This window comes from Pedobacter frigiditerrae, assembly GCF_032678705.1.
GTDB lineage: Bacteria > Bacteroidota > Bacteroidia > Sphingobacteriales > Sphingobacteriaceae > Pedobacter > Pedobacter frigiditerrae_A.
Map to the genome: position 1 here is coordinate 1,963,236 of NZ_JAVTSS010000002.1, position 22,960 is coordinate 1,986,195.

Annotated in this window: 27 protein-coding genes and 1 tRNA gene; 20 read left to right on the top strand and 8 right to left on the bottom strand. The window is 34.9% G+C overall.

The genetic code is table 11. The features are described from left to right. Positions 1 to 329 precede the first annotated feature (329 nt). Positions 330 to 1,202: an AraC family transcriptional regulator gene (locus R2Q59_RS19360; RefSeq protein ID WP_316787034.1), complete on the bottom strand. Its 873-nt coding sequence runs from the start codon at positions 1,200 to 1,202 to the stop codon at positions 330 to 332. Between the two features lie 172 nt (positions 1,203 to 1,374). Here R2Q59_RS19360 and R2Q59_RS19365 point away from each other — a divergent pair, with 172 nt between their 5' ends. From R2Q59_RS19365 to rplI, 5 genes are all read left to right on the top strand, one after another. After that, a complete protein-coding gene (locus R2Q59_RS19365) occupies positions 1,375 to 1,968 on the top strand; it encodes a hypothetical protein (protein ID WP_316771975.1) in 594 nt (197 codons plus the stop codon). Between the two features lie 144 nt (positions 1,969 to 2,112). Beyond that, the gene (locus R2Q59_RS19370) at positions 2,113 to 2,859 is read left to right on the top strand and encodes a hypothetical protein (protein WP_316787035.1); all 747 of its coding nucleotides are present in this window, start codon (positions 2,113 to 2,115) and stop codon (positions 2,857 to 2,859) included. A gap of 158 nt (positions 2,860 to 3,017) precedes the next feature. After that, entirely contained in the window at positions 3,018 to 3,380 is a 363-nt protein-coding gene (rpsF, locus tag R2Q59_RS19375; protein ID WP_316787322.1) for a 30S ribosomal protein S6, read from the top strand. Beyond that, positions 3,380 to 3,643 carry a 30S ribosomal protein S18 gene (gene rpsR / locus R2Q59_RS19380; protein ID WP_055132310.1) on the top strand — a complete coding sequence of 88 codons (264 nt, stop codon included), beginning with the start codon at positions 3,380 to 3,382 and terminating at the stop codon, positions 3,641 to 3,643. The genes rpsF and rpsR overlap by 1 nt, the downstream gene beginning before the upstream one ends. A 10-nt stretch (positions 3,644 to 3,653) precedes the next feature. Continuing rightward, a complete protein-coding gene (gene rplI / locus R2Q59_RS19385) occupies positions 3,654 to 4,097 on the top strand; it encodes a 50S ribosomal protein L9 (protein ID WP_316771990.1) in 444 nt (147 codons plus the stop codon). 171 nt (positions 4,098 to 4,268) lie between these two features. Here rplI and R2Q59_RS19390 read toward each other — a convergent pair whose 3' ends face one another. The 3 genes from R2Q59_RS19390 to R2Q59_RS19400 form a co-directional block, all read right to left on the bottom strand. Further along, complete coding sequence (locus R2Q59_RS19390; RefSeq protein ID WP_316787037.1) at positions 4,269 to 4,667, bottom strand: DUF1801 domain-containing protein; 399 nt, start codon at positions 4,665 to 4,667, stop codon at positions 4,269 to 4,271. 1 nt (position 4,668) lies between these two features. Then, positions 4,669 to 5,469: a DUF1080 domain-containing protein gene (locus tag R2Q59_RS19395; protein WP_316787040.1), complete on the bottom strand. Its 801-nt coding sequence runs from the start codon at positions 5,467 to 5,469 to the stop codon at positions 4,669 to 4,671. A 77-nt stretch (positions 5,470 to 5,546) separates the two neighbouring features. Continuing rightward, the gene (locus R2Q59_RS19400; protein WP_316787041.1) at positions 5,547 to 5,825 is read right to left on the bottom strand and encodes a hypothetical protein; all 279 of its coding nucleotides are present in this window, start codon (positions 5,823 to 5,825) and stop codon (positions 5,547 to 5,549) included. Between the two features lie 229 nt (positions 5,826 to 6,054). On the opposite strand from R2Q59_RS19400, the gene mtgA reads away from it, so the two are divergent. Next, the gene (mtgA, locus tag R2Q59_RS19405; RefSeq protein ID WP_316772000.1) at positions 6,055 to 6,789 is read left to right on the top strand and encodes a monofunctional biosynthetic peptidoglycan transglycosylase; all 735 of its coding nucleotides are present in this window, start codon (positions 6,055 to 6,057) and stop codon (positions 6,787 to 6,789) included. 134 nt (positions 6,790 to 6,923) lie between these two features. Here the strand turns inward: mtgA and R2Q59_RS19410 are convergent, their stop codons facing one another. Both R2Q59_RS19410 and R2Q59_RS19415 read right to left on the bottom strand, forming a co-directional pair. Beyond that, positions 6,924 to 9,353 carry an AsmA family protein gene (locus R2Q59_RS19410; protein ID WP_316787043.1) on the bottom strand — a complete coding sequence of 810 codons (2,430 nt, stop codon included), beginning with the start codon at positions 9,351 to 9,353 and terminating at the stop codon, positions 6,924 to 6,926. Positions 9,354 to 9,830: 477 nt separating this feature from the next. Further along, on the bottom strand, positions 9,831 to 10,316 hold the full coding sequence (locus R2Q59_RS19415) for an ABC transporter ATPase (RefSeq protein ID WP_316787045.1): 486 nt from the start codon (positions 10,314 to 10,316) through the stop codon (positions 9,831 to 9,833). Positions 10,317 to 10,367: 51 nt separating this feature from the next. Here R2Q59_RS19415 and R2Q59_RS19420 point away from each other — a divergent pair, with 51 nt between their 5' ends. Further along, entirely contained in the window at positions 10,368 to 10,850 is a 483-nt protein-coding gene (locus tag R2Q59_RS19420) for a hypothetical protein (protein WP_316772009.1), read from the top strand. Between the two features lie 352 nt (positions 10,851 to 11,202). Then, entirely contained in the window at positions 11,203 to 12,015 is an 813-nt protein-coding gene (locus tag R2Q59_RS19425) for a DUF3050 domain-containing protein (RefSeq protein WP_316787047.1), read from the top strand. 81 nt (positions 12,016 to 12,096) lie between these two features. Here R2Q59_RS19425 and R2Q59_RS19430 read toward each other — a convergent pair whose 3' ends face one another. Then, positions 12,097 to 12,885 (bottom strand): (Fe-S)-binding protein, encoded by a 789-nt coding sequence (locus tag R2Q59_RS19430; RefSeq protein ID WP_316787050.1) that lies wholly within the window; start codon positions 12,883 to 12,885, stop codon positions 12,097 to 12,099. A 225-nt stretch (positions 12,886 to 13,110) separates the two neighbouring features. Next, on the bottom strand, positions 13,111 to 14,406 hold the full coding sequence (locus R2Q59_RS19435) for a (Fe-S)-binding protein (RefSeq protein ID WP_316787052.1): 1,296 nt from the start codon (positions 14,404 to 14,406) through the stop codon (positions 13,111 to 13,113). Between the two features lie 236 nt (positions 14,407 to 14,642). Here R2Q59_RS19435 and R2Q59_RS19440 point away from each other — a divergent pair. The 12 genes from R2Q59_RS19440 to R2Q59_RS19495 all read left to right on the top strand — a co-directional run bounded on the left by R2Q59_RS19440 (position 14,643) and on the right by R2Q59_RS19495 (position 22,941). Beyond that, positions 14,643 to 14,715 (top strand) — tRNA-Phe (locus tag R2Q59_RS19440). 396 nt (positions 14,716 to 15,111) lie between these two features. Next, complete coding sequence (locus R2Q59_RS19445; RefSeq protein ID WP_316787054.1) at positions 15,112 to 15,900, top strand: hypothetical protein; 789 nt, start codon at positions 15,112 to 15,114, stop codon at positions 15,898 to 15,900. Between the two features lie 125 nt (positions 15,901 to 16,025). Then, positions 16,026 to 16,520 carry a hypothetical protein gene (locus R2Q59_RS19450; protein WP_316787056.1) on the top strand — a complete coding sequence of 165 codons (495 nt, stop codon included), beginning with the start codon at positions 16,026 to 16,028 and terminating at the stop codon, positions 16,518 to 16,520. Position 16,521: 1 nt separating this feature from the next. Continuing rightward, on the top strand, positions 16,522 to 17,046 hold the full coding sequence (locus tag R2Q59_RS19455) for a hypothetical protein (protein WP_316787058.1): 525 nt from the start codon (positions 16,522 to 16,524) through the stop codon (positions 17,044 to 17,046). Positions 17,047 to 17,116: 70 nt separating this feature from the next. Beyond that, entirely contained in the window at positions 17,117 to 18,922 is a 1,806-nt protein-coding gene (locus R2Q59_RS19460; RefSeq protein ID WP_316787060.1) for a hypothetical protein, read from the top strand. A gap of 486 nt (positions 18,923 to 19,408) precedes the next feature. Next, positions 19,409 to 19,909 (top strand): hypothetical protein, encoded by a 501-nt coding sequence (locus R2Q59_RS19465; RefSeq protein ID WP_316787062.1) that lies wholly within the window; start codon positions 19,409 to 19,411, stop codon positions 19,907 to 19,909. Between the two features lies 1 nt (position 19,910). Continuing rightward, on the top strand, positions 19,911 to 20,084 hold the full coding sequence (locus tag R2Q59_RS19470) for a hypothetical protein (protein WP_316787064.1): 174 nt from the start codon (positions 19,911 to 19,913) through the stop codon (positions 20,082 to 20,084). A 420-nt stretch (positions 20,085 to 20,504) separates the two neighbouring features. Further along, entirely contained in the window at positions 20,505 to 20,882 is a 378-nt protein-coding gene (locus R2Q59_RS19475; protein ID WP_316787066.1) for a hypothetical protein, read from the top strand. A 33-nt stretch (positions 20,883 to 20,915) separates the two neighbouring features. Beyond that, a complete protein-coding gene (locus R2Q59_RS19480; RefSeq protein ID WP_316787068.1) occupies positions 20,916 to 21,230 on the top strand; it encodes a hypothetical protein in 315 nt (104 codons plus the stop codon). Position 21,231: 1 nt separating this feature from the next. Beyond that, on the top strand, positions 21,232 to 21,561 hold the full coding sequence (locus tag R2Q59_RS19485; protein ID WP_316787070.1) for a hypothetical protein: 330 nt from the start codon (positions 21,232 to 21,234) through the stop codon (positions 21,559 to 21,561). A gap of 163 nt (positions 21,562 to 21,724) precedes the next feature. After that, positions 21,725 to 22,165, top strand: coding sequence for a hypothetical protein (locus R2Q59_RS19490; RefSeq protein WP_316787072.1), 441 nt, complete (start codon positions 21,725 to 21,727; stop codon positions 22,163 to 22,165). A gap of 113 nt (positions 22,166 to 22,278) precedes the next feature. Beyond that, positions 22,279 to 22,941, top strand: coding sequence for a hypothetical protein (locus R2Q59_RS19495; protein WP_316787073.1), 663 nt, complete (start codon positions 22,279 to 22,281; stop codon positions 22,939 to 22,941). Positions 22,942 to 22,960 lie beyond the last annotated feature (19 nt).

A 22,960-nucleotide genomic window follows, 5' to 3' on the forward strand; every position in this document is an offset into this window, starting at 1 on the left:
GTGCCAGTTCATCAAAAAAGTATTTCCACTACCATCAGGTTTATTTAAGAAAGGCTTGTGCGGAAAGCTGAAATGCTCAAGCAAAACTATGAGGGGAAATCACTTGCCAAGAACCACTGCCTATGTTATATAAACCCCTGCCTGCGGCAGGCAGGCGACAGAAGGCGGGACTGATCCCGATAGCTATCGGCAAGCGATGTAAAACTAACACTGTTTTTCAAGCGATAAAGTTAGTCTGCAGTTGTTTGTGTGTCATGCTGAGCGTAGTCGAAGCACTCGCAATAAACTCTTCGACTACGCTCAGAGTGACATTTAATTTTACGAACGGACTACTTTATTATCGATTTCAGTTCCTTCCTATATTCCGAAGCACTTTTGCCAGTAAACTCTTTAAATAACTTATTAAAATGGCTGAAATTATGAAAACCACTTTCGTAACTAATGTTAGCTATGCTGATGGGTTTTTCTGCCAGTAGTTTAGAAGCATGAACAATTCTATACTCATTCACAAACCTTGTAAATGTCTTTTTGGTAATCTTTTTAAAATACCTGCAAAAAGAAGGAACTGTCATGCTAGCCATTTCTGCAATGTCATCTAAACTAATTTCTTCTAAAAAATGGTCCTTAACATAGTTAAAAACCATATTAATCCTGTCATTGTCTTGAACTTGCATTTCTAGCGAGAAATTCTGTGCATTTAACAAGGTATAGTCTGAAGCCTGTTCAAGTTCTCGTAAAACACTTAATAGTGCCAGTAATTTCTCGAACGACCATAAACTATTCATTTTTTCTAAAGTTGGTCCAACGAGTTTCATGGTGTCTTTGCCGAAGGCAATACCGTATTTAGCTTTTTCGAATAAGTTGGCGATGCCCTTGGTTTCTTTAAGTGATAAAAAGTCTGTACCCAGAAAATCGGGCTTCATCTGTATTACAACCTCATTTTTGTTGCCAGTGGTTTCATCCGTAAAACCGCAATGTGGTAAATTAGTACCTATTAAAATTAAATCACCTTCGGTGTAATAAGAAATATGGCTTCCGATTTGTCGCTTGCCTGAGCCTCCATTTACAAACACCATCTCGATTTCTGGATGATAATGCCATAGGTGTGCCTTGTTGTTGGCATTCTCTACATATTTAGAGTAAGAGAAAGAACTCCCAAAAGAAGGTTCAACAATTTCGAAACTCGGACGTATCTTTTTCATAATGCATACAAAATTAACTTAAAATTTATGGTCTATTGTTAAATTATTGTAAACTAACTATTATATGGGGTAATTTTGCATAGATAGTAGAGAATATGGCATAAAAAACGGGTAAAAATCGATAGTACATTTGTATATCACAAAATTGATAACCCTTTAAAACAATATAATTATGAAAAATTTCTTAAAAATCGGATTGTTAGCAGGTATATTATTAACTTCTTCAGTTGCGTTTGCAGACGAAGATAATTTCTCATTGAAAGCTAACGCTAAAACAGAAAAATCATTAGTGTTTTTTATATCAGAAGCACAAGATATTAACATCACAATTTACGGAGCTAACGATGAGCTTTTATACGATCAAAAAATACATGCGTCAAAGCCATCTACTAAAATCTATAATTTGGAAGAATTCCCTGATGGAAAATATACTGTAAAATTAGAGAACGAAACTAAGTTAATCGAATACAAAGTAATTATCGAGAATGGTAAAACTGTAGTTTCTGAGCCAGCAACAATTGAGCTTTTCAAGCCAGTTTTAACTAAAGATAATGAAACCATTACTCTTAATATGGAAAACACGCCAAGCGGTGAGGTTGAGGTTAAAATCTTAAATGAATACAATGAGGAATTGTATACTAAAGTTTTTGCTGCAAAAACTAAATTAACTAAAAAGTTTAACGTAGATAAAACAGATGCAAAAGAATTAACATTTGTTGTTAAGTCTAAAAACCAAGAGTTTGTTAAAACTATTCAATTGAATTAATACTCTAAAAATTAATATGAAGGGGTTGTCTGCTAAAGGCAATCCCTTTTTTTGTGTTTTAATACGTAGTCTCTTTCAGAATGATAGTATTTGTAACTATTAGTGTGGTTTAAAAGTCTTAATAGAAATTAAACCTATTTTACAATGAAAAAATTCTTACTAATAACTGTTATGTTGTTTGCGCTAGCTATTGGAGTAAAAGCGCAAGTAGATACCGTTAATGCGCAAAACAACAAGTTGCAACTACAGAACTTAAAGCTTGGCACAAGCGAATACTTGGTTTACATGACAGATTCGCTTTTTACAAAAAGAACCATAGGCGACATTTGGCAGCGAACAACATCAATTAAAAATTTTCAAAATAAACAAGCCATCGAGTTCAAGTGGAATTGGATGAAAGGTGATACCACAATGGCTACAATTATTAATATCTGCGATGCTAAAACATTAGCGCCAATTTACCATTATGCGAATTATAAAGGCAGAGGTGTTATTGCCTACGGCTATCGAGATGGTTTTATGATCCCATCAGATACCATTAAAAATAACATGGCGGTTAAAAAAGGTAAGGTAGAATTAACCATACCAGTTATTAGCTGGGAACAAGATTTAGAGACGTATGCATTATTGCCCATAAAAAGGGTGGGTCAGAAATTTGATATTTCCTTTTTTGATCCAAATGAGGCAAAACCAAGTTACCACAGGTATGAAGTTGTAGGTAAAGATGAATTGGCTCTAAATAGCGAAGTAAAAGTTAAATGTTGGTTACTAAAAATTAACTATACGGCAGATAGTTACGCTACTTTTTGGTTAACGGAGAAGAATAAGGAAGTTATTAAAATGCAAGAATACTTTAGAGGTAAGTATAGGATTAAGGTGAAGCAGTATTAATAATATGTAAGATGTTAAATGTAAGATGGTACCGATTAATTACGTCTTCCATTTTCCATAAATTTCTGCCTAACATTTTGATTTAAAGAATAATCTCACTACATTTGCAACCCGTTTTAACCGACGGAAATAAATATTAATCACTTTAAAAAACAATGATGAATCAGTACGAAACTGTTATCGTTCTTACCCCGTTGTTGTCAGATGATGTTGCGAAAGAGGCTTTAGCCAAATACAAAAGCATTATTACTGATAGCGGAGCCGAAATTATCGCAGAAGATAATTGGGGTTTGAGAAAATTAGCGTATCCGATTGAAAAAAAAGCAAGCGGATTTTTCCATCTTACAGAATACAAAGCTGAAGGGGAATTAATTAACAAGTTAGAGTTAGAATTAAAACGCGACGAGCGTGTTTTACGTTTCTTAACTGTAAGATTAGATCGCCATGCGATTGCTTACAGCGAGAAAAAACGCAGTGGAGCTTTTAACAAAAAACCTAAGAAAGAGGAGGCTGGAGCATAATGGCAAAGGATCAAATACAATATGTTACCGCTCCAAAAGTGGACGATAACAGAAAAAAATACTGCCGTTTCAGAAAAAATGGTATTAAGTATATCGATTACAAAGACGCAAACTTCTTGTTAAAATTCATCAATGATCAAGGTAAAATTTTACCTCGCCGTTTAACTGGTACTTCATTGAAATTTCAACGTAAAGTGGCTCAAGCGGTTAAACGTGCACGTCACATCGGTTTGTTACCTTTCGTTACTGACCAATTAAAATAAGCGCAGAGAAATGGAAATTATTTTAAAGCAAGATATCAAATCACTAGGTGAGAAAGATGATATCGTTACGGTAAAACCAGGTTACGGTCGTAATTACTTAATCCCTCAAGGATTTGGTCAATTGGCTACACCATCTGCTAAAAAAGTATTGGCAGAAAACTTAAAGCAAGCTGCTTTTAAACAAGATAAAATTAAGAAAGATGCTGAAGGTATTGCAACTCGTTTAACTGATGTTAAATTGAGTATCGGTGCTAAAGCTGGCGAAACAGGTAAGATTTTTGGTGCTGTAAACACTATCATGATTGCTGATGCATTAAAAGCTCAAGGTTTTGATGTAGATCGTCGTCGTATTACTTTCGAAACTGAACCTAAAATGGTTGGCGAATATGTGGCTAACTTAAACTTACACAAAGAAGTGAAAGTTAAAGTTCCTTTCGAAGTAGTAGCTGAGTAATCTTTTTAAATTGTCATCCTGAGCGTAGTCGAAGGATAATTAGATATAAAACCGCTTCCGATTTTCGGAAGCGGTTTTTTTGTTTTATAAGACTTGTCATCCTGAGGCACGAAGGATCTAACTCAGTGAATCCTTATTATTAGATTCTTCGCTTTGCTCAGAATGACAAAACTATTCCCTATCCACCATTGCTACCCAATCTTTAATCAGCTGTTGCAACTCAATGGTGATAGCTGTTAAATCTTCAACGGCAATAATTTTCCTCCCATCGGGATAATCATTTCCTTTCAATAGACTTTTAACCTTTGCTCCAGTAGGGAAAACCAATAAGATTTTACCTCGATGGATATTGCAAACTACGATATCTCTTTTATACTCTTTTGGGTCAAAAGGTTTCATCTCGCCAGTAAAGTAAAAACTCGGACTATTCCATTTTACTTGTTCCGCAATTTCTTCGTCTATAGCTAAGATGAGCTCTCTAATCGTCTGAACAGTTGTCTTAAGCTCAGCATCTAGTTTAGAAATCAATTCATCCACTTGCTGGCTATCAGATAGTTTAGATTTTGCCATTTTACTTTTTCTTAATCGAAGTTAGGTCCTTAATTTTTATGTTTCTAAAGTCAATAGGTTGCCCTTCGCTCTGCAAAGCAATAAAACCTTCTTTAAGCATTTTTCCGTCAATTTTAATCTTTGGATCATATCTATTGGCTACATCACCACCAATTTGAGGTTTCGAATATTTTAAAACAGTATCTCCATTAATAATGTGTGTAATTAGTGAGTCTCCTAATACAATGAGTTCTGCTTTTACCCATTGATCACCATCATAGGTTTTTGAAGTAGAATTGATACAGTGATCAGCGGCTATTTTCCCTTTGTACACTACGTTTGTACCAGGCGAACACATATTGCCTGTTGGTCTAGGCTTGCCATCTCCCAAACCAGCTAAGAACTGCATTTCTATAGAAATTGGCCAATCTTGCTCTTTAGGCATTGTTTTAGGGTCTTGTGAATGAAACATTACGCCGCTATTGAGTAAGGTATAACTTGGAGCGCCTTTTTGCAGCTTGCCCACAAAACGATATTCTAATTTTAAATGATAATATGAGAAGGGAGTTTTGTAATAAAGATGACCAAATTGGTCATTAAAATCACCATACTGATCATACCTTACTTTAACTATGCCGTCTTCAACTCTAAATGTATTGCCAAAATTCACATTATAGTCGTGATGGTGGATTTTTACGTTCCAGTCTTTAATGTCTTTTCCATTAAATAAAGAAACCCACTCTGGTTTTTCATTTACTGTAGATTTAGCAGATAGAAGAAATAAAAAAGCAATTAGGGCAAAACAGTAAGACAGGATTTTCATATTGGTTATTTTTTGTCCAAATTAAAAATAAAATGTGTTGAAACAAATGACTCTACTATTCTAATGTGTCTGTGTGGTTATTTTTTGAAACTTAAACCTTCTTCTGCTAAAGCAATTTTAAGTTTAGCAATTGGGTTTGGTCCCATTCCGTGTAATGCTGCAATTTCATTTTCTGTAAACTTAGCCAATTCCAACAAAGTTGATATATTCATACTTGCTAATGCCCTTCTTGCTGGTGCAGAAATTAATGAAAGAAATCCTGATGAGGGTCTACGTTCTCTCTCGCAAATAGGACAAGTAGGGCAATCACTAGATTTATGAAATTGGTGACCAGATGGACAAGTTTTTAAAGGCATTGCAAAATGTTTATACAAACATAAAACTCACAAGGCGATTTTTTAGGGGTTAAATGAGACAATAAAAAGGTCAATTAAGTTAGTGTTACTTTATCAGCTAATACCTCTGTTTCGGTCGGTGAGACAACGACCGATAGGCCTCAAAATAAAACCTATGTGGCTATGTGGTTAAAAAAGCCAACGCATACAGCGTTTATCTATATCCTAAAAAACTATTACCTTTGCCCTAATGGCCAAAAGAACTAGCAAAACAACAACTAAACCATCTTTATTTAAGCGTATTTTAATCGTATCAGGCAAAGTAATACTTTGGTTTATACTGTTTAGCGTAATTTGGGTTTTAGCTTATCGTTTCATTAATCCACCGATAACACCTTTAATGGTGCAACGTAACTGGGAGCGTTCGTCAAAAGACTTACCAGCAAAGGCCGACCGCAAATGGGTTGATTTTGAAAACATCTCAGATAACATGAAACGTGCTGCTGTATCTGCAGAAGATCAGTTGTTTTTGCAACACATGGGATTTGATATTAAAGCCATTGAAAAGGCTTACGCTGCAAATGAGAAAAAGAAAAACCAGAAAAAGAAAAAGGTAATAGGCGGAAGCACCATTTCACAACAAACTGCCAAAAATGTATTTCTATGGCCAGGTCGTTCGTATATAAGAAAAGGTTTTGAAGCTTACTTTACCTTGTTAATTGAGTTGCTCTGGAGTAAGGAGCGCATTCTAGAAGTTTATTTAAACGTTATAGAAATGGGCGATGGCATTTATGGAGCAGAAGCAGCAAGTCAAGCTTATTTTGGCTCGTCGTGTGAGAAAATGACAAAAGATGAAGCATCATTGTTGGCAGCTTGTTTCCCAAATCCTAGAAGATGGACTCCAAATAAACCAACAGCATATATTAGGCACAAACAATATTTAATCAAAAGAAATATGAGGAGATTGGGTCCGCTTGATTTTTAATGTAAAATGTAAAATGTAAAGCACATCTTCCATTTTACATTACACATCTCCCATTCTTAATAATGATAAGAGCGAAAACGTAAGAGGGAAAATGCTAGGCACATCTTCCATTTTACATCTCACATTTTCCATCCCTAATCATGATCCTTATTCCATCTCACTTTTATTCCACCCTTACCATCGTCAATTGCTTTTAGATGTAAAACGATGCCCTTCATTCTGGCAATTTTCTTTTCTTCCTTATCAGTTATCCCTTCGTCTTTTTTAGGATTTCTAAGGGGGATATCCATTGCAATATCAGTTCCTGCACCTAAACCATAAATACCTTGCATGTTAAAGTTTAAAACACTTGTATTCACTTGCATCGGACTAATCAATACTCTATCTCCATTCAAAGTAAAGGTGCCATCTAAATTATCAATGGTAATGTTAGAGAAGTCTCTATTGGCAAAAGCTAGTTTTTGGACTTTTTGTAAAGGCTCAAATCCCATTAAGGCAGCATTACTGAGGTTAAAAATAACCTGCCCATACATAGCCCTCGAAACTACTTGGCCTTTATCGGTCATACTACCAGAAGCATTTACCTTGGCAGATAAATATCCTTTTAGGTTTTGATTGGTAATAGATGTTTGTCCGAAATTATCAAAAGCGTAAAAGAACTCCTTTACATTTACTTTGCTGATAACAGAGTTGATGGTAAACTTGTTAATAGCGCCAAGCTGTTTAACGTTGCCTGTTAAGTTCAAGTTTCCACCAGCGTGACTCACATTTATTTTATTGAAGTAAATCCCGTCATTAAGCAAAGAAACATCCGCCTTTAAGTTATTTGCCACAAAACGTTTATATATCGCCTTGTTTACATTTAATAGAATTTGAACCTTAGCTGCTTCCAGAACAGCACTCAGTTGGTCTGATACTTCCTTGACAGCATTCTTAGAGCTAGGTTTGCGCTTAACCGTTTTCCTTTGCCCTAAAAACGACATAAATTCACCTAAGTTCAATTGCGGACTATTCATGTTCAACTTTACCAAAATCTTTTCTGGGTCAGTATAATAGAAATTGAGGAAATTCTGAATTGAACAATTCATATTTAACACACTTTTTCCAAGCTGAAACCTACTTCCAGTTATGTTTAAATCCTTCTGATTAAAATTTAAGGTCAAAGAACTATTTATCAAGGTCAAATTACGAGGAATGTAGGTGATGTCTGCATTCTTGATGTCTACAAATCCTGTTAAGGTGGGTTTAGTAAAAGTGAAATTATCTATATCAGCCTTGCAATATAAACGAACATCGGCAGTGCCATTTTTAAAATTGAAGGTCTCCCCGCCAATTGAACTATTTAGTTTTTCTAAAGGAAATTGAGAGGTGATGAAGCCTGTTGCAATTGGTCTGGCCAAATTACTCACCAAAAAGGTATCAACTTTTATCGGGGCGTTGTAATAATCGGCAGTTAACCCGTAAAATTTAATGGCAGAGTTTTCATCTCCTATCGGATGACCAACCGTGTCTTTATTTGTAAAAGTACCAGTGAAATTGCAGTTAGTTAATTGTCCTGATGGAATGGTGACAACGTTGTCTTTCACATTCATCCTGACATCAATTAATGGGTCTTTTCCAGTTTTGCTGCCATCATCAATAATATGCCCAATGATGTCAATTGGCTTGTCGATGGCAAATTTTAGCAGTTTTGAAGAGATGTTTGGAGAAAGTAATAACGCAATGTTTTTATACAAGATTTGATCAGCCCTAATGTCTATGGCAAAAGCCGATTCGTTTTTTGCCAAATCTATCTTTGCCCCGATGATAAACTCATCACCACCAATAACAAGTTCTTCAGGGTCTATGGTTACCATCTTTTTTTCGGTATTGTAATGAGCAATTAAAGTTCCTTGTAAGGTTTTGTCTTTAATAAAACTTCCCTTTCTGGTGTTAAATGCAAAACTGTTAACCATTGTTTTAAGCTTTAATTTTCCATTCCAACCAGAATCTGGGTAATCAATTTTCCCATTTACTTCTTCAATCTGAAAGTTAAACAGCTTAAAGCGTTTTTGGTTATCAACTACTAGTTTTACATTATTAAAGTCTACGTGCTTAATTTCGAATGCTGTTTGGTCTTTCTTAGACTTAGGTTTGCCAGGCGATTTAGGCTTAAACATACTCGTATTGGTATAGCCTGAACTGTCTGTGTAAATGTAAATACCAGCATTATTGATCCCAATTTTATTGATTTTGATGTTGCCTGTAATGAGCGAAAAAATATTGAGCGAAACATCAATATCATCCGCGTTTAGCAAATCATGTTTGTGTTGTGTCCAGAGGCTGTCTCTTAGTTGTACCTTTTTTAAGGAAACCGATACACCAGGAAATCCTTTAAGTATAGTTGTTTCCATCCCGCCAACCTCAATTTTGCCATTCACATTAGCGTTAAGTTGACTAAGGATGGTGTTTAAAATCGCCTTGTTGTTATGGTTGATGTAATAGGCTGCTCCCAACCACACGATAACGATGAGCACAAAAAGAGAAGCTAGAACTTTAAGGGAGATTTTGAGCCAGCGAGCCATAAGAGAATTTAGATGTTATTTAAAGATAACAAAAAAATGGTTCTAATGTTTTTGAAGGGTTCATTGGTTCAATTGTTCACTAGTTCAATTGTTCATTAGGGCGTACTGCAAAAACCAATGAACTGATGATACCAATGAACCGATGAACTACATAAGGTTTTGAAAAGCGAAGGCGGTAGTTTATAGATGAGCAAATTCCCGCTATTCGTTTCAATCTTTTGTCCTTCCACTACGCTACCGATGTGAAATCGGTATACATCAGGACAAAAGGATTTACACTACTATCGGGTTTATTTTACGCAGGCTTGTGCTACTATGAGGGGTTTTCCTTGCACAAGCCCATGTTAAATAGCCCTTATAGAAGCGAACACGAGCGCAGTGAGTAAAGCGGGATAGAAGGACTAACTCAAATAGTAGCTCTGCTATTGCGCTTCAAATTTTTATAAAGCTTTTACCGGTATTAAGTCTCCTTTAGGGTTAAGCGCTTAACTGCTCTGCAAAGATGTTTTTATGCCAGCTATCTTCTATCGCTACTTCCCATTTAGCCTCAAATTCGGCTCGTGTTTGAACTAGGTTGTTAAAAACAATGGTTTGCGGACCAATCTGTTTGATTGTAATTAAAGTCTCGAAATCTTCCTTAGGTGCAACATGCACTTCATCGTTGATTTTATAAGCCATGTTAAAACGGTTAAATAAATCTACGTTATAAGTGTTTTCAATTTCCTTGATTATCCTTACAGAAGAATCGATAGAACAGCCTGTTGCCGAGGCAGCATCTTGGTCTACCGTTAAAACAATAAAGAAGTTATATGGGATTTCTGCCTTGGCTTTTAATTGATGGCCATGAGCGGTCCACTGTGCTGTAAATGCATCTAGTTTTTGCTGTATTTCGGCAGCTTCTGTTGGTGTAAACTGACGGTTACTTTGGTAGATCCAAACTTTAGATTGTGGAGAAAAAATCATATTTCAAATTTATCATTTATTTAATTTACTTTCACTAAAACGTTTCCTCTGATGAAAAAGTTTACATTGAGCTTAAAAATTGCGTTTTCTTTTAGTGTTTTCCTTGGTTTTTTGGTTTTATCTGGCTTTGATTTGCCAGAAGAACAGACATTTTTTATACAAAATTTCTTAACCAAATACTACGACAATGATGCCCAAATGAAGGACATTAAACGTTATGAAATTAATGTTACTAACACTGGTTTTTGTCGCTATCGTAAGGTTTTTAACAACGGAAAGGAAGAGTATTTTGCCTTTAATTTATCGAGGTTTAAAAGTATGGATTATTATGGTACAACAACCAAAGGTGATTTATACTTGCGCACTAAAAATGACGATGTAATTGTGCAGACCAGAAATGATAGGAAGGGAGAAATTGACTCGATGGGAACTTATGTAGTTATACCTCTAAAAAATATCGACGTGCAGGAATTAAATGAATTAGCCGATCGGTTTAAAAGAGTTAATGAAAGTTTGTTAGCGAGTAATAAGTAAGAGTTAATCGCTTAAGAGTTTTGGATTTTTTCATCTAGATTATAGGTCTTGAGGGGTATGCGCCCAGCAAAGGCCTCAGCGGATTTGCGTAAAGAAAATTAATGGGTAGTGCCGAAAGAAATAAAAGCTGTTAGAGCGAAGCGAGTTCTTTTATTTCCGGTAACGTACCTTTAATTTTTAGCAAAGCTGGTGCAGCCTTGATTTTTTGGATACTTTTTCATCAAGGAAAAAGTTTCTTGACCCTTCGGCTGTCAAGAGCCGAGGCAAGGTGAAGGGTGGGCCAACTTAGCGTATTTGGTCTTCCCACAGTCAAAAATTAAACTACAACGAAATATTGGTCTCTTAATTAGCAATGAAGGGTATATTTGCGCCCTATATGAATGAGAACTTAATAAGACTTCAAAAAGCAATAGCACCTTTAAGAGAAGAAATTATAAACCATAAAGTTTATGCAGCAATTAAGGAAATAGACGATCTTAAAATCTTTATGCAATACCATGTTTTTGCAGTTTGGGATTTCATGTCGTTGTTAAAGTCTTTGCAAATTAATTTAACATGTACTTCTATTCCTTGGTTTCCAAAAGGGTCGGCAGATACAAGATACCTTATCAATGAAATTGTAGCTGGAGAAGAATCTGATGTTGACAGTAATGGTGTCAGGAAAAGTCACTTCGAACTTTATTTGAATGCCATGAAACAATGCGGTGCAGATACAAAACAAATTGAAGTATTTATTGAGCATGTGAAAGAAAATGGTGATTTATCATTGGCATTTAATGTAGCTGCGGTTCAACCTAAAGCAAGAGAGTTTGTTGAATATACCTTTGAAACGATAAACAGCAATAAGGATCATATTCAATCGGCTGTTTTTACTTTTGGTAGGGAAGACCTTATCCCGAATATGTTCATTTCAATAGTGAATGATATTCATCAGAACTTTCCCGAGAGCATTTCAGAATTCAAATACTACTTAGAAAGACACATTGAAGTAGATGGCGATCATCATAGTCACCTAGCCCTTGAAATGACTGCAAATCTATGTGGTAATGATGAGCAGAAATGGCTTGAGGCTGAAAAAGCAACCTTACAATCTCTTCAAAAACGCATCAACTTATGGGATGGTGTTTTAGAAGGAATTATGGAGAGGAAGTTAGCGGAAGTTTAGGCTATTAACCGTTGAGCGTTTTGCGTTGTTCGTCAGTCGTTGATAAACAACAAACGCCAGACGACAAACAGACAACGAATCTTACAACCCATTCGCTCTCGCTGTAATCTCCGCGATATCTAAAACCTTAATTTCTTGGTCTTTATCTTTTAATTTAACCCCATCGCTTAACATTGTCATACAAAACGGACAACCAGCAGCAATAACTTCTGGTTGGGTTTCCAGTGCTTCTTCTATTCTTTCGATGTTAATGTCTTTAGCCCCTTTTTCTGGCTCTTTGAACATTTGAGCACCACCAGCACCACAGCAAAGACCATTGCTTTTGCAGCGTTTCATTTCTACCAATTGAGCATCCAAAACTTCTAAGGCTTTTCTAGGTGCTTCATAAACACCATTACCACGACCTAAATAACAAGGGTCATGGAAAGTAATTTTTTTGCCTTTAAAGCTCTCGCCACCTTCGGCTTTTAACTTGCCTTCATTAATTAAATCTTGGATAAGTTGTGTATGGTGTATCACTTCGTAAGTGCCACCTAAACCAGGGTATTCATTTTTAATGGTATTGAAACAATGTGGGCAACCAGTTACGATTTTTTTGATGTTGTAGCCGTTTAAGACTTCAATATTAGTCATCGCTTGCATTTGGAATAGAAATTCGTTCCCCGCTCTTTTAGCCGGATCCCCAGTGCAACTTTCTTCGGTTCCCAACACCGCATATTTAATTCCTACATGATGTAGAATCTTGCAAATATCACGAGTGATTTTCTGCGCCCTTTCATCATAACTTCCAGCACATCCTACCCAGAATAATATTTCAGGCTCTTCGCCCATAGCCATTAATTCGGCCATTGTTGGTACTTTGAATTCCATATTTTTAGTATTGCGTCGTGCGTATAGCGTATTGCGATTAATTTTATCTTCTAAACTCTCAACTTCTAACCCCTAAACTCTTCGGTCTTTCGAATCTTCTTTATTCCTTGCTCTTTTATCCTTGCTCTAATAAATTCTCTTGTCTTTCTGACTTCCGGCCTTCGGACTCTTTTTTAACCTCTCAACCTCTAACCCCTAAACTCTTCCAAACTTTCGGACTCTCTTCTAACCCTGCTCCGCCCAATTCAACCTATCTGCAGGAGAATATTTCCAAGGAGCGCCATTGTTCTCTACGTTACCCAGCATGGCGTTAATACTTCCTGGGGCAACTGATTCTTCCATAACAGCATATCTTCTTAAATCTACAATGATAGCCAATGGATCTATGTTAATCGGACAAGCTTCTGTGCAAGCATTACAGCTCGTACAAGCCCAAATTTCTTCACGAGTGATATAATCGTCTAACAAAGATTTTCCATCTTGGTGGTCGGCTCCGTGTTTATCTATGTTTTTACCCACTTCCTCTAAGCGATCGCGGGTATCCATCATGATTTTGCGTGGCGATAATAGTTTACCTGTCATGTTAGCTGGACAAACCGAGGTACACCTGCCACATTCTGTGCAAGTATAAGCATTCATTAAATTGATCCAGCTTAAATCATTCACATCTTTAGCGCCAAATTTGCCAGGTGCAGTTTCTGCAGGGACAAACGATGGATCAAGCATTGCCTTTACTTCATTAGTTACACTAGCCATATTGGTAAATTCGCCCTTTGGCTCCAAATTTGAAAAATAAGTGTTTGGAAAAGCGAATAAAATATGGAAGTGTTTAGAGTAGGGTAGGTAATTTAAAAATGCAAATATGCCAATGATGTGGAACCACCAACAAACTCTTTCAGTCATGATTAAACTGGCGGCGCTGCTAGGCAATAGGCCTTGCAAGTAAGCACTTACAGGAAATGCCCCAGCACTAATGTAATGTCCTTCTTTTAAAGCTTGTAGTTTAGCATCTGATGCATTCATTAATAAAAATGCAGACATCAATAGAATTTCAGTAATTAGGATATAATTCGCATCAGACTTTGGCCATGATTTCATTTCTACACCACTGAAACGTTTCAACTTTAAAACATTTCTGCGGATTAAGAAGATAGCACAAGCCAGCCAAACACCTAAAGCCAAAAACTCAAATGAGCCAATCAGGAAGTCATAAAAACCACCTAAACCAGCAAAAACTCGGTGAGTGCCAAAAATACCATCAATCATAATCTCTAACACTTCGAGATTGATGATCACAAAGCCCAAATAAACTACCAAGTGTAATAAAAAAGGGATTGGTCTAACCGCCATTTTGGTCTGCCCGAAAGCAACCTTTAGCATCGTCATGAACCTTTTTGCAGGCTGATCATTACGATTTGCTGGTCTGCCGATTTTGATATTACGGATAACTTTGCGGGCGTTAAAGCTAAATAAGCCAACTCCTGCCAAGGTAATAAGGATAAAAATAATTTGTGCTACCATTTTTTGTATGCTACTTGGTGTAGCTAAGTTAAAAGATTTTATGCTAAAATATATTACTATGCATGCATAAAATTAAAATTTAGAATAGATATGAATAAAATTGATTTTTTTTGAATTTGTAAATAGCTGATTTATAGCATAACTCTGCTTTAAATAGCGTTTCAAGAAAAGAAAAGTAAAAAAATGTTTTAGCTTTCAAAAAAAGACACTACATTTGCAATCCCAAACGGGAAGTAGGTACGGTAGCTCAGTCGGTAGAGCAATGGACTGAAAATCCATGTGTCGCCGGTTCGATCCCGGCCCATACCACTTTAAAACCTCAGAGCAATCTGGGGTTTTTTGATTCTAAATCAGTTGTAAAACCCTTTAAAGGCACATATTTCAAATATCTGATAGATTATTGCCATTTGGTTAAAAATCTATTTATTTACTTAAAGATACAAAATTTACATAGGATTATCAAAGTTTTGGCGCATCTGATGGCGCAGATTTTATAGGTTTTGCCCCTCATAAAGACAGAGAAATGTAACCCTTATTGCTTGAATTTCACTAACTCTCTCAACAATTCCCAATATCCAAAACTTAAACTTACCCCTTATATTAAACAATTAATACTTTTTTTGGATACGCTGTAGAATTCTGCCCCTCATAAATTGGCAGGAATGCATTTGTTCAATATATTAGGTAAATTTTAAACTATCACAAATGGACGCTGAAAGGAGAATATTTCCAGATTTTAATAAACTAATAGACTATTTCAATTATACACCAGAACAAATTGAACATCTTAATAAAAATGGAATTGTAATTGAGTCGGAGCATTATAACAAGGAGTACTATTGGTACATAGCTGATGAGTTCAAGAAATTATGCTTGAAAAGTAGTCTTACTGAACATTATGATAACTTACTTTATTTAGTATTTAAATTTAATGACCATTTAGTAGGCTATTCAGAACTAATTGAGCAAAATTATGAAGATGAAAAAATATCCAAAGAAGTTGCCACATTTCTCTTGGCTTTTAAAACATCTAAACCAAATGACGATTTTCGAATAAGCATAAAAAGTACACTTGGTACAGCAACAATAAGAAACAATGCTGTCTCAAAATGGATGGCAGAGTTGATTTATAATGCGGTTGAACAAAACAATATTCCTATTGGTATTTTTGGCGAAAAAATAGGATATGATATTTTCGGCGAAGATTTCGCTAAGGGAGTGCCATTGAAAATTGAGAGATTGGAAAACGCTTCTAAATTAAAGAGGCAAAAGCCAAGCGTTATGTTTGATGAATACTTACTTGAGTTTTGCAAATACCTGCGCATCTATCTAGAAAGTCAAACCCATCTGACAAGGAAACCAAACACTAGACTGCCAAGTTTACAGGCAGAGTTCTTCTTTGACCTATTTGTTATACTCGGACATATGACACATAGAAAAACAAGACGTAATGGCATAGATTTAGTTCACGCACTTTTTAAAAACAAATCCTAACAATTAATGTAAAAACCAACGGCATTTTTTTTATAAAATTTACTTTTTTGCAGTACATCGATTTCTGGCACGTGGCATAAATAGTGATCTAGGCAGTACGTAGTCAAAACAACTACGTATTTAAAATGCTTATAAATAATTTAAAGGCTCAATATGAAGCCAACAAAGTTAATGGTAGAAGTGAATTCTGCCCAAGAGAAGGAGTTTACAAATTTCTCTCATTCTACAACGATACCTGCCTAGGTAAACCAGCCTTAATGGCAAAGGTTCAATGGAAGCCAAAACTTTCAGACAACTATTCCGAAGACCTAACATTCACTATTCAAGTTGAATCTCTTAGAAATACAATTGATACGAGGACTTCTTTCGGAGAGCTCGAACCTCTAATAAATAAAGAAATTTTTATTTCTGGAGCGAGATATATTCAGCAGGTAAAATTATTTCTACTAAAGTGGAGGTTTCTTGAGCAAAAACAACAAACAGTTTGTGAATTGCTAAATAAACAACTCCAGGACAACCCAAAATCCATTATCCTAGATAATATGCTCGATTCAGAGGTTTCAGAGTTGGAACTGGCACAACACGATTTTGATTACGACAATGAAATGGGAGATTATTAAGATGGAAGAATTAAATATTAGTAAAAAAAACGATTTAATAAAAATCAAATTACCATTTCCAAAACATGCCCCACGATTAAGCAGGGAGCCTGGTAAGATTCCTTTAGAATTTCCATATTCTGATATAGAAGGTGTTCCAATGCAATACAGATTAGGAGTTTACAGATTCGTTGCCATTTATGAAAGAGTGGTTTGGACTACAAGAACTTTAATTGCTGAGGTAAAATGGAAGTCAACCCAAAAAGAAGAATATTCGAAGGGCTCACAAGAATTAAAATTAGAAACATTCAGGCTTCAATTTGAAGGCAAAGATTGGCGCTTAAATTTTGATTCTATTCTAGGAAGTGAAGCATTAATATCTGAAATCATTTACGAACCTGTTCGAGGATTGGCTTTCAACCGTGCAAAGCTATTAGGAACATTTATTCCAAAGCAAAACATAGAAGATTTACTAAATCAACTCAATAAAAATTTGATTAACTCAGATATAGGATTAGTTAAATTCGACGAATTCGATGACTTCTAACTAACAAAAAACTTTAATTAATCAAGAATGCACTATCCATTCTAAACACACAAATTTTAACAATAAGAAAATGACTAGAGAATATATGAATATCAGTGAAGGGCAATACCTTTCTGACACAGAAGAATTTAAAAACGGAACACCAACAAACTACATTATATTTAAAAAGCTCCCAGGATTGGGGGCTACCCACGGGGAATGTTTAAAATATAATAGAAACTCAATTATAATAGAACCCAATGTTCCAGTGCTTGAGGGTAAAAGAGACGCAACATATGCAAATGGAGATAGGATATATCCGAATATCTTAGTGGTATATAAAACCACTTCAGTTCTTAAAATAAAGGAATATCTAGCCTCTAGCATTACACCGAAGAAGATTCTTAGTACACCAGAGGGATTTCAAAAGGTAAAAAAGGCAGTTTATGATTCAAGTTTTAACCTATATAAAGACTTCTTTATGTTGTTTGATGAATGTGACAGGTTGATTAAGGATGTTGATTATAGGGACAACATTTTACTGCCAATGAAGGACTTTTTTAAATTTCAAAAGAAGGCAATTATTTCAGCAACAGCTATTGAGCCGTCTGACGAAAGGTTCGAACAACAAGAATTCAAGATTCTTGAAGTAATGCCAGATTATGATTACAAAAAGGACATAGAATTAATCGAGACCAACAACATATTGTTTTCTTTGGAAAAACAATTTTCAGAAAATAAGGATGGTCAATTTTTTATCTTCATTAATTCAGCTAAGCTAATCCACGTGTTGATTCAAAGATTAAAAATCGAGAAGGATAGCAAAATCTACTGTGCCTACAAAAGTGTAAAGAATCTGGAGAAGGACCACTTTGAAAATGCGACGCCCAAGCTTGGAGATTTCGCGAAATTTAACTTTTTGACAAGCAGGAATTTTGGTGCCGTTGATATTAAACTAGATGAGAAACCTCACGTTGTTATGGTAACGGATACATTGAGAAAAGCTTTCACAATGTTAGACCCTTTCACAGATTCAATACAGATAATTGGCAGATTCAGAAATGGAGTGGCAAGTGCAACACATATCTCAAATTTTGATGAGAATTTAGAATGGAAGACAAGAGAGACTGCACTTGAATTTATTGAGGACAGCTACAATTGTTATTTAATGCTAGATGTTGTGAGAGACTTAAACTCGCTTACGGAAGGTGGAGCAAAAACAGGTGAACAGGCATTAGAGGGAACGCAAATTAATTCATTTGTCGATGATGAATTGAAGCTTAACAAATATATGGTAGATAATTACCTGTTAGACCAAGTAATCAAAAGTAATTATACCGAAAGTGAAAAATTGCTTGAGGCATATGAAAAAACAGGAAGCTTCAATGTGTCAACCAAGAAACTTTGGTTCAGTGAAAATGATGGACAACTCCTAGTGCTTGAAAAAGAAAAAAACTCTCCCGAAGCAATTGAGATTGTTGCGAAAATGTTATTCAGAGCTTGTTTCCCTTTGAAAAATAAAGATTTTCTGCTTTTTCCAGATGATAAATTGGTCAGAAAAATGGCTCCTGAAATCGCAAAGATTTTCGATACAATTGGCTTTCTAGATATGCAAGACCTTGAGTTTGACATTGTAAAAATGAACAAAAGATGTGGGAAGGTTCAAGAAAAATTAAAGTACAAGAATCCTGCCTTGATTGCGGAAGTACAAGCTTTATACACAACCACTGACAAGCCAACAATTGAAGAAGCAAAATCTGCCTTGCAAGTCATATACACAAAATATGAAATCCAAAAAAAAGTTAAGGGACAGGACTTTAAAAAGTTTTACAATGCAAAGGAAACAACCATTACTGGCAACATTAAGGCTTGGAAAATCTTAGGATTAAAAATCTAAATATCCAGAAATGGTACAAAATGCCCTTACTTAAGGAGAATATTCAATTTCTGGATATTTTAAAGAAGCACCAATTTAATGTTGGTGCTTCTTGCTTTGAAAAAAAATCTACCAACAAAAAATTATGTGAATTTTTTACGCGACGGGACTATAGAAACTGACCCCCACCCCTCGAAGATGGAAAAGCAAATTCCTCTTACCTTTTATGAGGGGACACAGTATTGAAAAAATCCACTGACTTTTAATCGAGAGTGCTAGAACCTTGAATCGAAATTTTCCCTTGGAAGATTACCCTCATAAAAAGGAAGGAACAACTATAATAAATAGTGATATAGCTTGAACCAATTTCCTCAATTCCATTTTAACACAAAATACACAGCCACGCCTAAAAATCGTGGCTTTTTTGTGGCTAAAAATCTTTAAAACAGCCTCTTCACTTAGGAAAATCCTGTAAATCTCTAATTATTAACCCATAATTTTTTTAAAATGAAAACAAAAACCAGTACACCAATGAAAACAAAGTTCGTTATTATAAATGCTGAACTTCAGCAGAACAACTTAGAGGTAGAAAATGCCCACACACAAATTACAAAGGAAGCAATATTACTGCTTAGAAAGTTTGAAGTAGCAAAGTTTCGCTCTTGGGTAAATGTTGAACACTGTATGGACAGCAAACAGCAACAATTAGTTCGTGAATGGATTAGTTTCTTCTGGAATATCACGCTCTCTAATAATAAGGAAGGAAAATCGTATATCTTCATTTCAATTGATGAAAGTGCGATTGAAAAGTTTGGAAGTGGGCTTACAAATCTCCTGTTAAGAAAAGCCTATCAAATCACACAAGCTCAAAATGAAACCTTAAACATTGAATACTCTTTAAGGGTAAACTTTATGCCAAGGGACATTCATAGCTTCTTTTACAGAAGGCTTGTTGATGGGGAGACAGATATTGTCTCAATCTTCACAGAACAGCACTTAGCTTCTTAAAATGACACATCATAAAACTACCGTACTTCTAAACGCAGCTGCAGAAATTCTTCAGGAATTACTGGACAAGGCATCTGAAAAACAACAGATGAAAATCCAAGGCATCTTTGACGAAATGAAATATAGTGACAGGATTGATGAAGAAATGGCTTTTTGGATGGAAAATCAAGGCTAGAAGCAAACAAAAATAAAGGCGTGGGAGTGCGCCTTTATTCAAACCTCTTATTATCTTTGCTTAAAAGGATGATATAAGAAAGAAAAGATTTAAAAACATATAAGAAATTAGCGTTAGCTATTGTTCTTGTGCTTGGAACCTAGGAATTTTAAACACAACAAGAACAGATTAGTGAACGTCTACGCGAAAGCGTGGGCTGTTCCAGTCTGTTGTGTTGGTCTCCTAGGACCTCAAGCGCGGATTGGTTGCAGTTCCACGCTTTCGTTGTTAATAAAAGGGTTGCAATTCGAAGATTAAACTTTAAATACGGCTTATTGTAATATTATGGTTTGACTACAGATAATTGTAAAAGCCCTTAACTATTAATAACTTATATTTAATTTTAAAAAAATTAATCGCTAATCAAAAAATAAAACTAAAATGGAATTTACTTACATCGAAAAAAAAGCAATGGTATGCATGCTTATGGTATTAGCAATACAGGATGGCAAAATAGATGATAATGAAATAGAGGTTGTTAAAGACTCTCTTAATGTCGACAATGACTTGTTAATTGCGTCAGGGAAAGTTAAATTATTAGATGCAATAGATACAATTAATCTGATGCACATTACACAGAAAATGAAATTTGCTATGATAGTTTTAGATGTTGCCAAAGCTGATGGTTTTATGCATCCAAAAGAAACTTTAATGACAAAGCAATATTTTGATTTATTAGGAATAACCGAGTTTCTAGATGCTAGCAAAAGCTACAATGACAGCATTAGAAGAGCTGGTAAAATAGATTGGAATAAATAAAATAAATTTTTGGAAATAATAATTTTGAATTAAATGCAAACAGAAGTTGATTATAAGCAAAATGAGCTAAATAAAATGCTAGCTATATTGGATCAACAAGCTCAAAAGTTTTTAGAATCTTTCAACATAACTAAAAACATAATCTCAGTAACAGAATTATATGCAACTAAATTTGAAGATGCGTTTGTCGAATTTTATCTTTTGACCGAGAAATATAAATATACCCATACTGAAGTGATGTGGCAAGGTCATATGGATTATATTGGCATAGCTTTATTTCAGTATCAATCCATTTTTGAGGAGGTACAAATAAGAACTGGTTACAAATTCAAAAAGTTAAATTTTTAATATGATACATTTATCAAAAAAAACATCAAAGAATAAATTTGGCTACAATACCTACGAAGTAAGATTTACACCAATTCTATACCTGCAATTTATAGAGGCTAATTACAATACCTATATAGTTGAATTTAGCGAAAGAGGAATTATTTTCCCTTCATTACGTTTTACATTCACAAAGAGTGCTGATATAAAAGTCATAATAACTCTAGCAATGCAGAAAATCATAGAATACTTTAGAGCATCAAAAAGCCAAGGTATTGATGAAAATTATTTCAACAGAGCTGGAATTGAACTCTTGGAAAGAGCTGATTTTATGTTACCTTTCAATAAGTAATATGCAATACGTTTTTATTATACTTTTTGTCCTTTCCTTGAGCTTCGTTAGGCATTGCTATAATGCGAGACATTATGATAAAACATCATACCCGATATCGCTCATCGTATCTGTGGTACTTTTAGTATTAGCTATCTCATTTAGTTAGATAAATATAGTTATTATGAAAGTTCTGCTTGCAAGTCTCCCATCAGTATTGTTTCTAATATCAACTTATATTATAATTCCTGTAGATGCGAAAGCATCAACAAAAAAGCAAGATATTATTAATAACCTCAATAAGTCAAATGGAAAATATCCATCTGAAATAACTTTATTTGAAAATAAAGAATTGTCTAAACGATTAAAGAGCCTATTGAAAGATAGGTTCTTCTTCTTGAAGAAAACTTGGGCTGTTGAAACTCCAATCGAGGTGAAAAATAACATATTCAAAGCTTGGGGATGCAAACAGCATTTCTGTGACAGAACAAATTTTATCATCGTTGTTGACTTCAAAAAGAATGTGATTTATGTTGGCATTAGGGACAATGAAAATGTCAAGGTCTATTCGAAAGATGGAAGCATAAATATTGAAGTAAATAATTGGGCTAAAAGAATAAGTTAAATTTTATGGCATTGAAGCATATCTATGATGTTAATCATTTTGGTTATATTATATATTCTTTAAAACAAAGTGTGTTAATATTGTAGAAATACCAAAGAAACTAGTCAAATAAAATGAATAAAGAGCCATACAAACAGTTTGGCTCAATTAAATTTAGCCTTATGATAATATACTTGCTCCCTATAATAATCATAGCAATAGCTGTCCTGAGCTACCTATTAGGCAAGAAGAATGGCATTACAAAGGAGGTAATAAAAACAATACAGCTCCCACCAGTAGCCATTGAAGAGACCAATTTATATGGTGATGAAACCCAACACCAGTTTGAATTAAGATGCCACAACGCCTTAATACTGTATTTAAACGAACATCGTTTTCTTTATTACAGGAATGGGAACAGCTTTCAAGTAAATTTAGAACTGGAAGATGGAAGTACATTTTTGATTAGCATAGATAGCATATATGAGTTCAAGTGCATCGAGTTTAAATCTAGGCTCTCAACAACCATTATTCCAGATAGAAAGCTAAGTGAGGTTTCAGAAATGATAAACAGACTGAATGCAAGATTAGTGTTCAATCCATTGCATTTAGACTATGAAAACAGGCACGTGAACATTTTAACATCCTATTACGTTGGTAGCCATAAATGCATTTTTGACTATCTCAGTTTCTATCTTACAATCAACTATAATGCAGTTGGACTAAGGAATTGCTTGAAAAGGGTTGTTGTAAATGATGAAGAACCTGCATTGGTTGCCTTGGACTTTGCAAATTAGAAAGAAAATGGCTGTACAT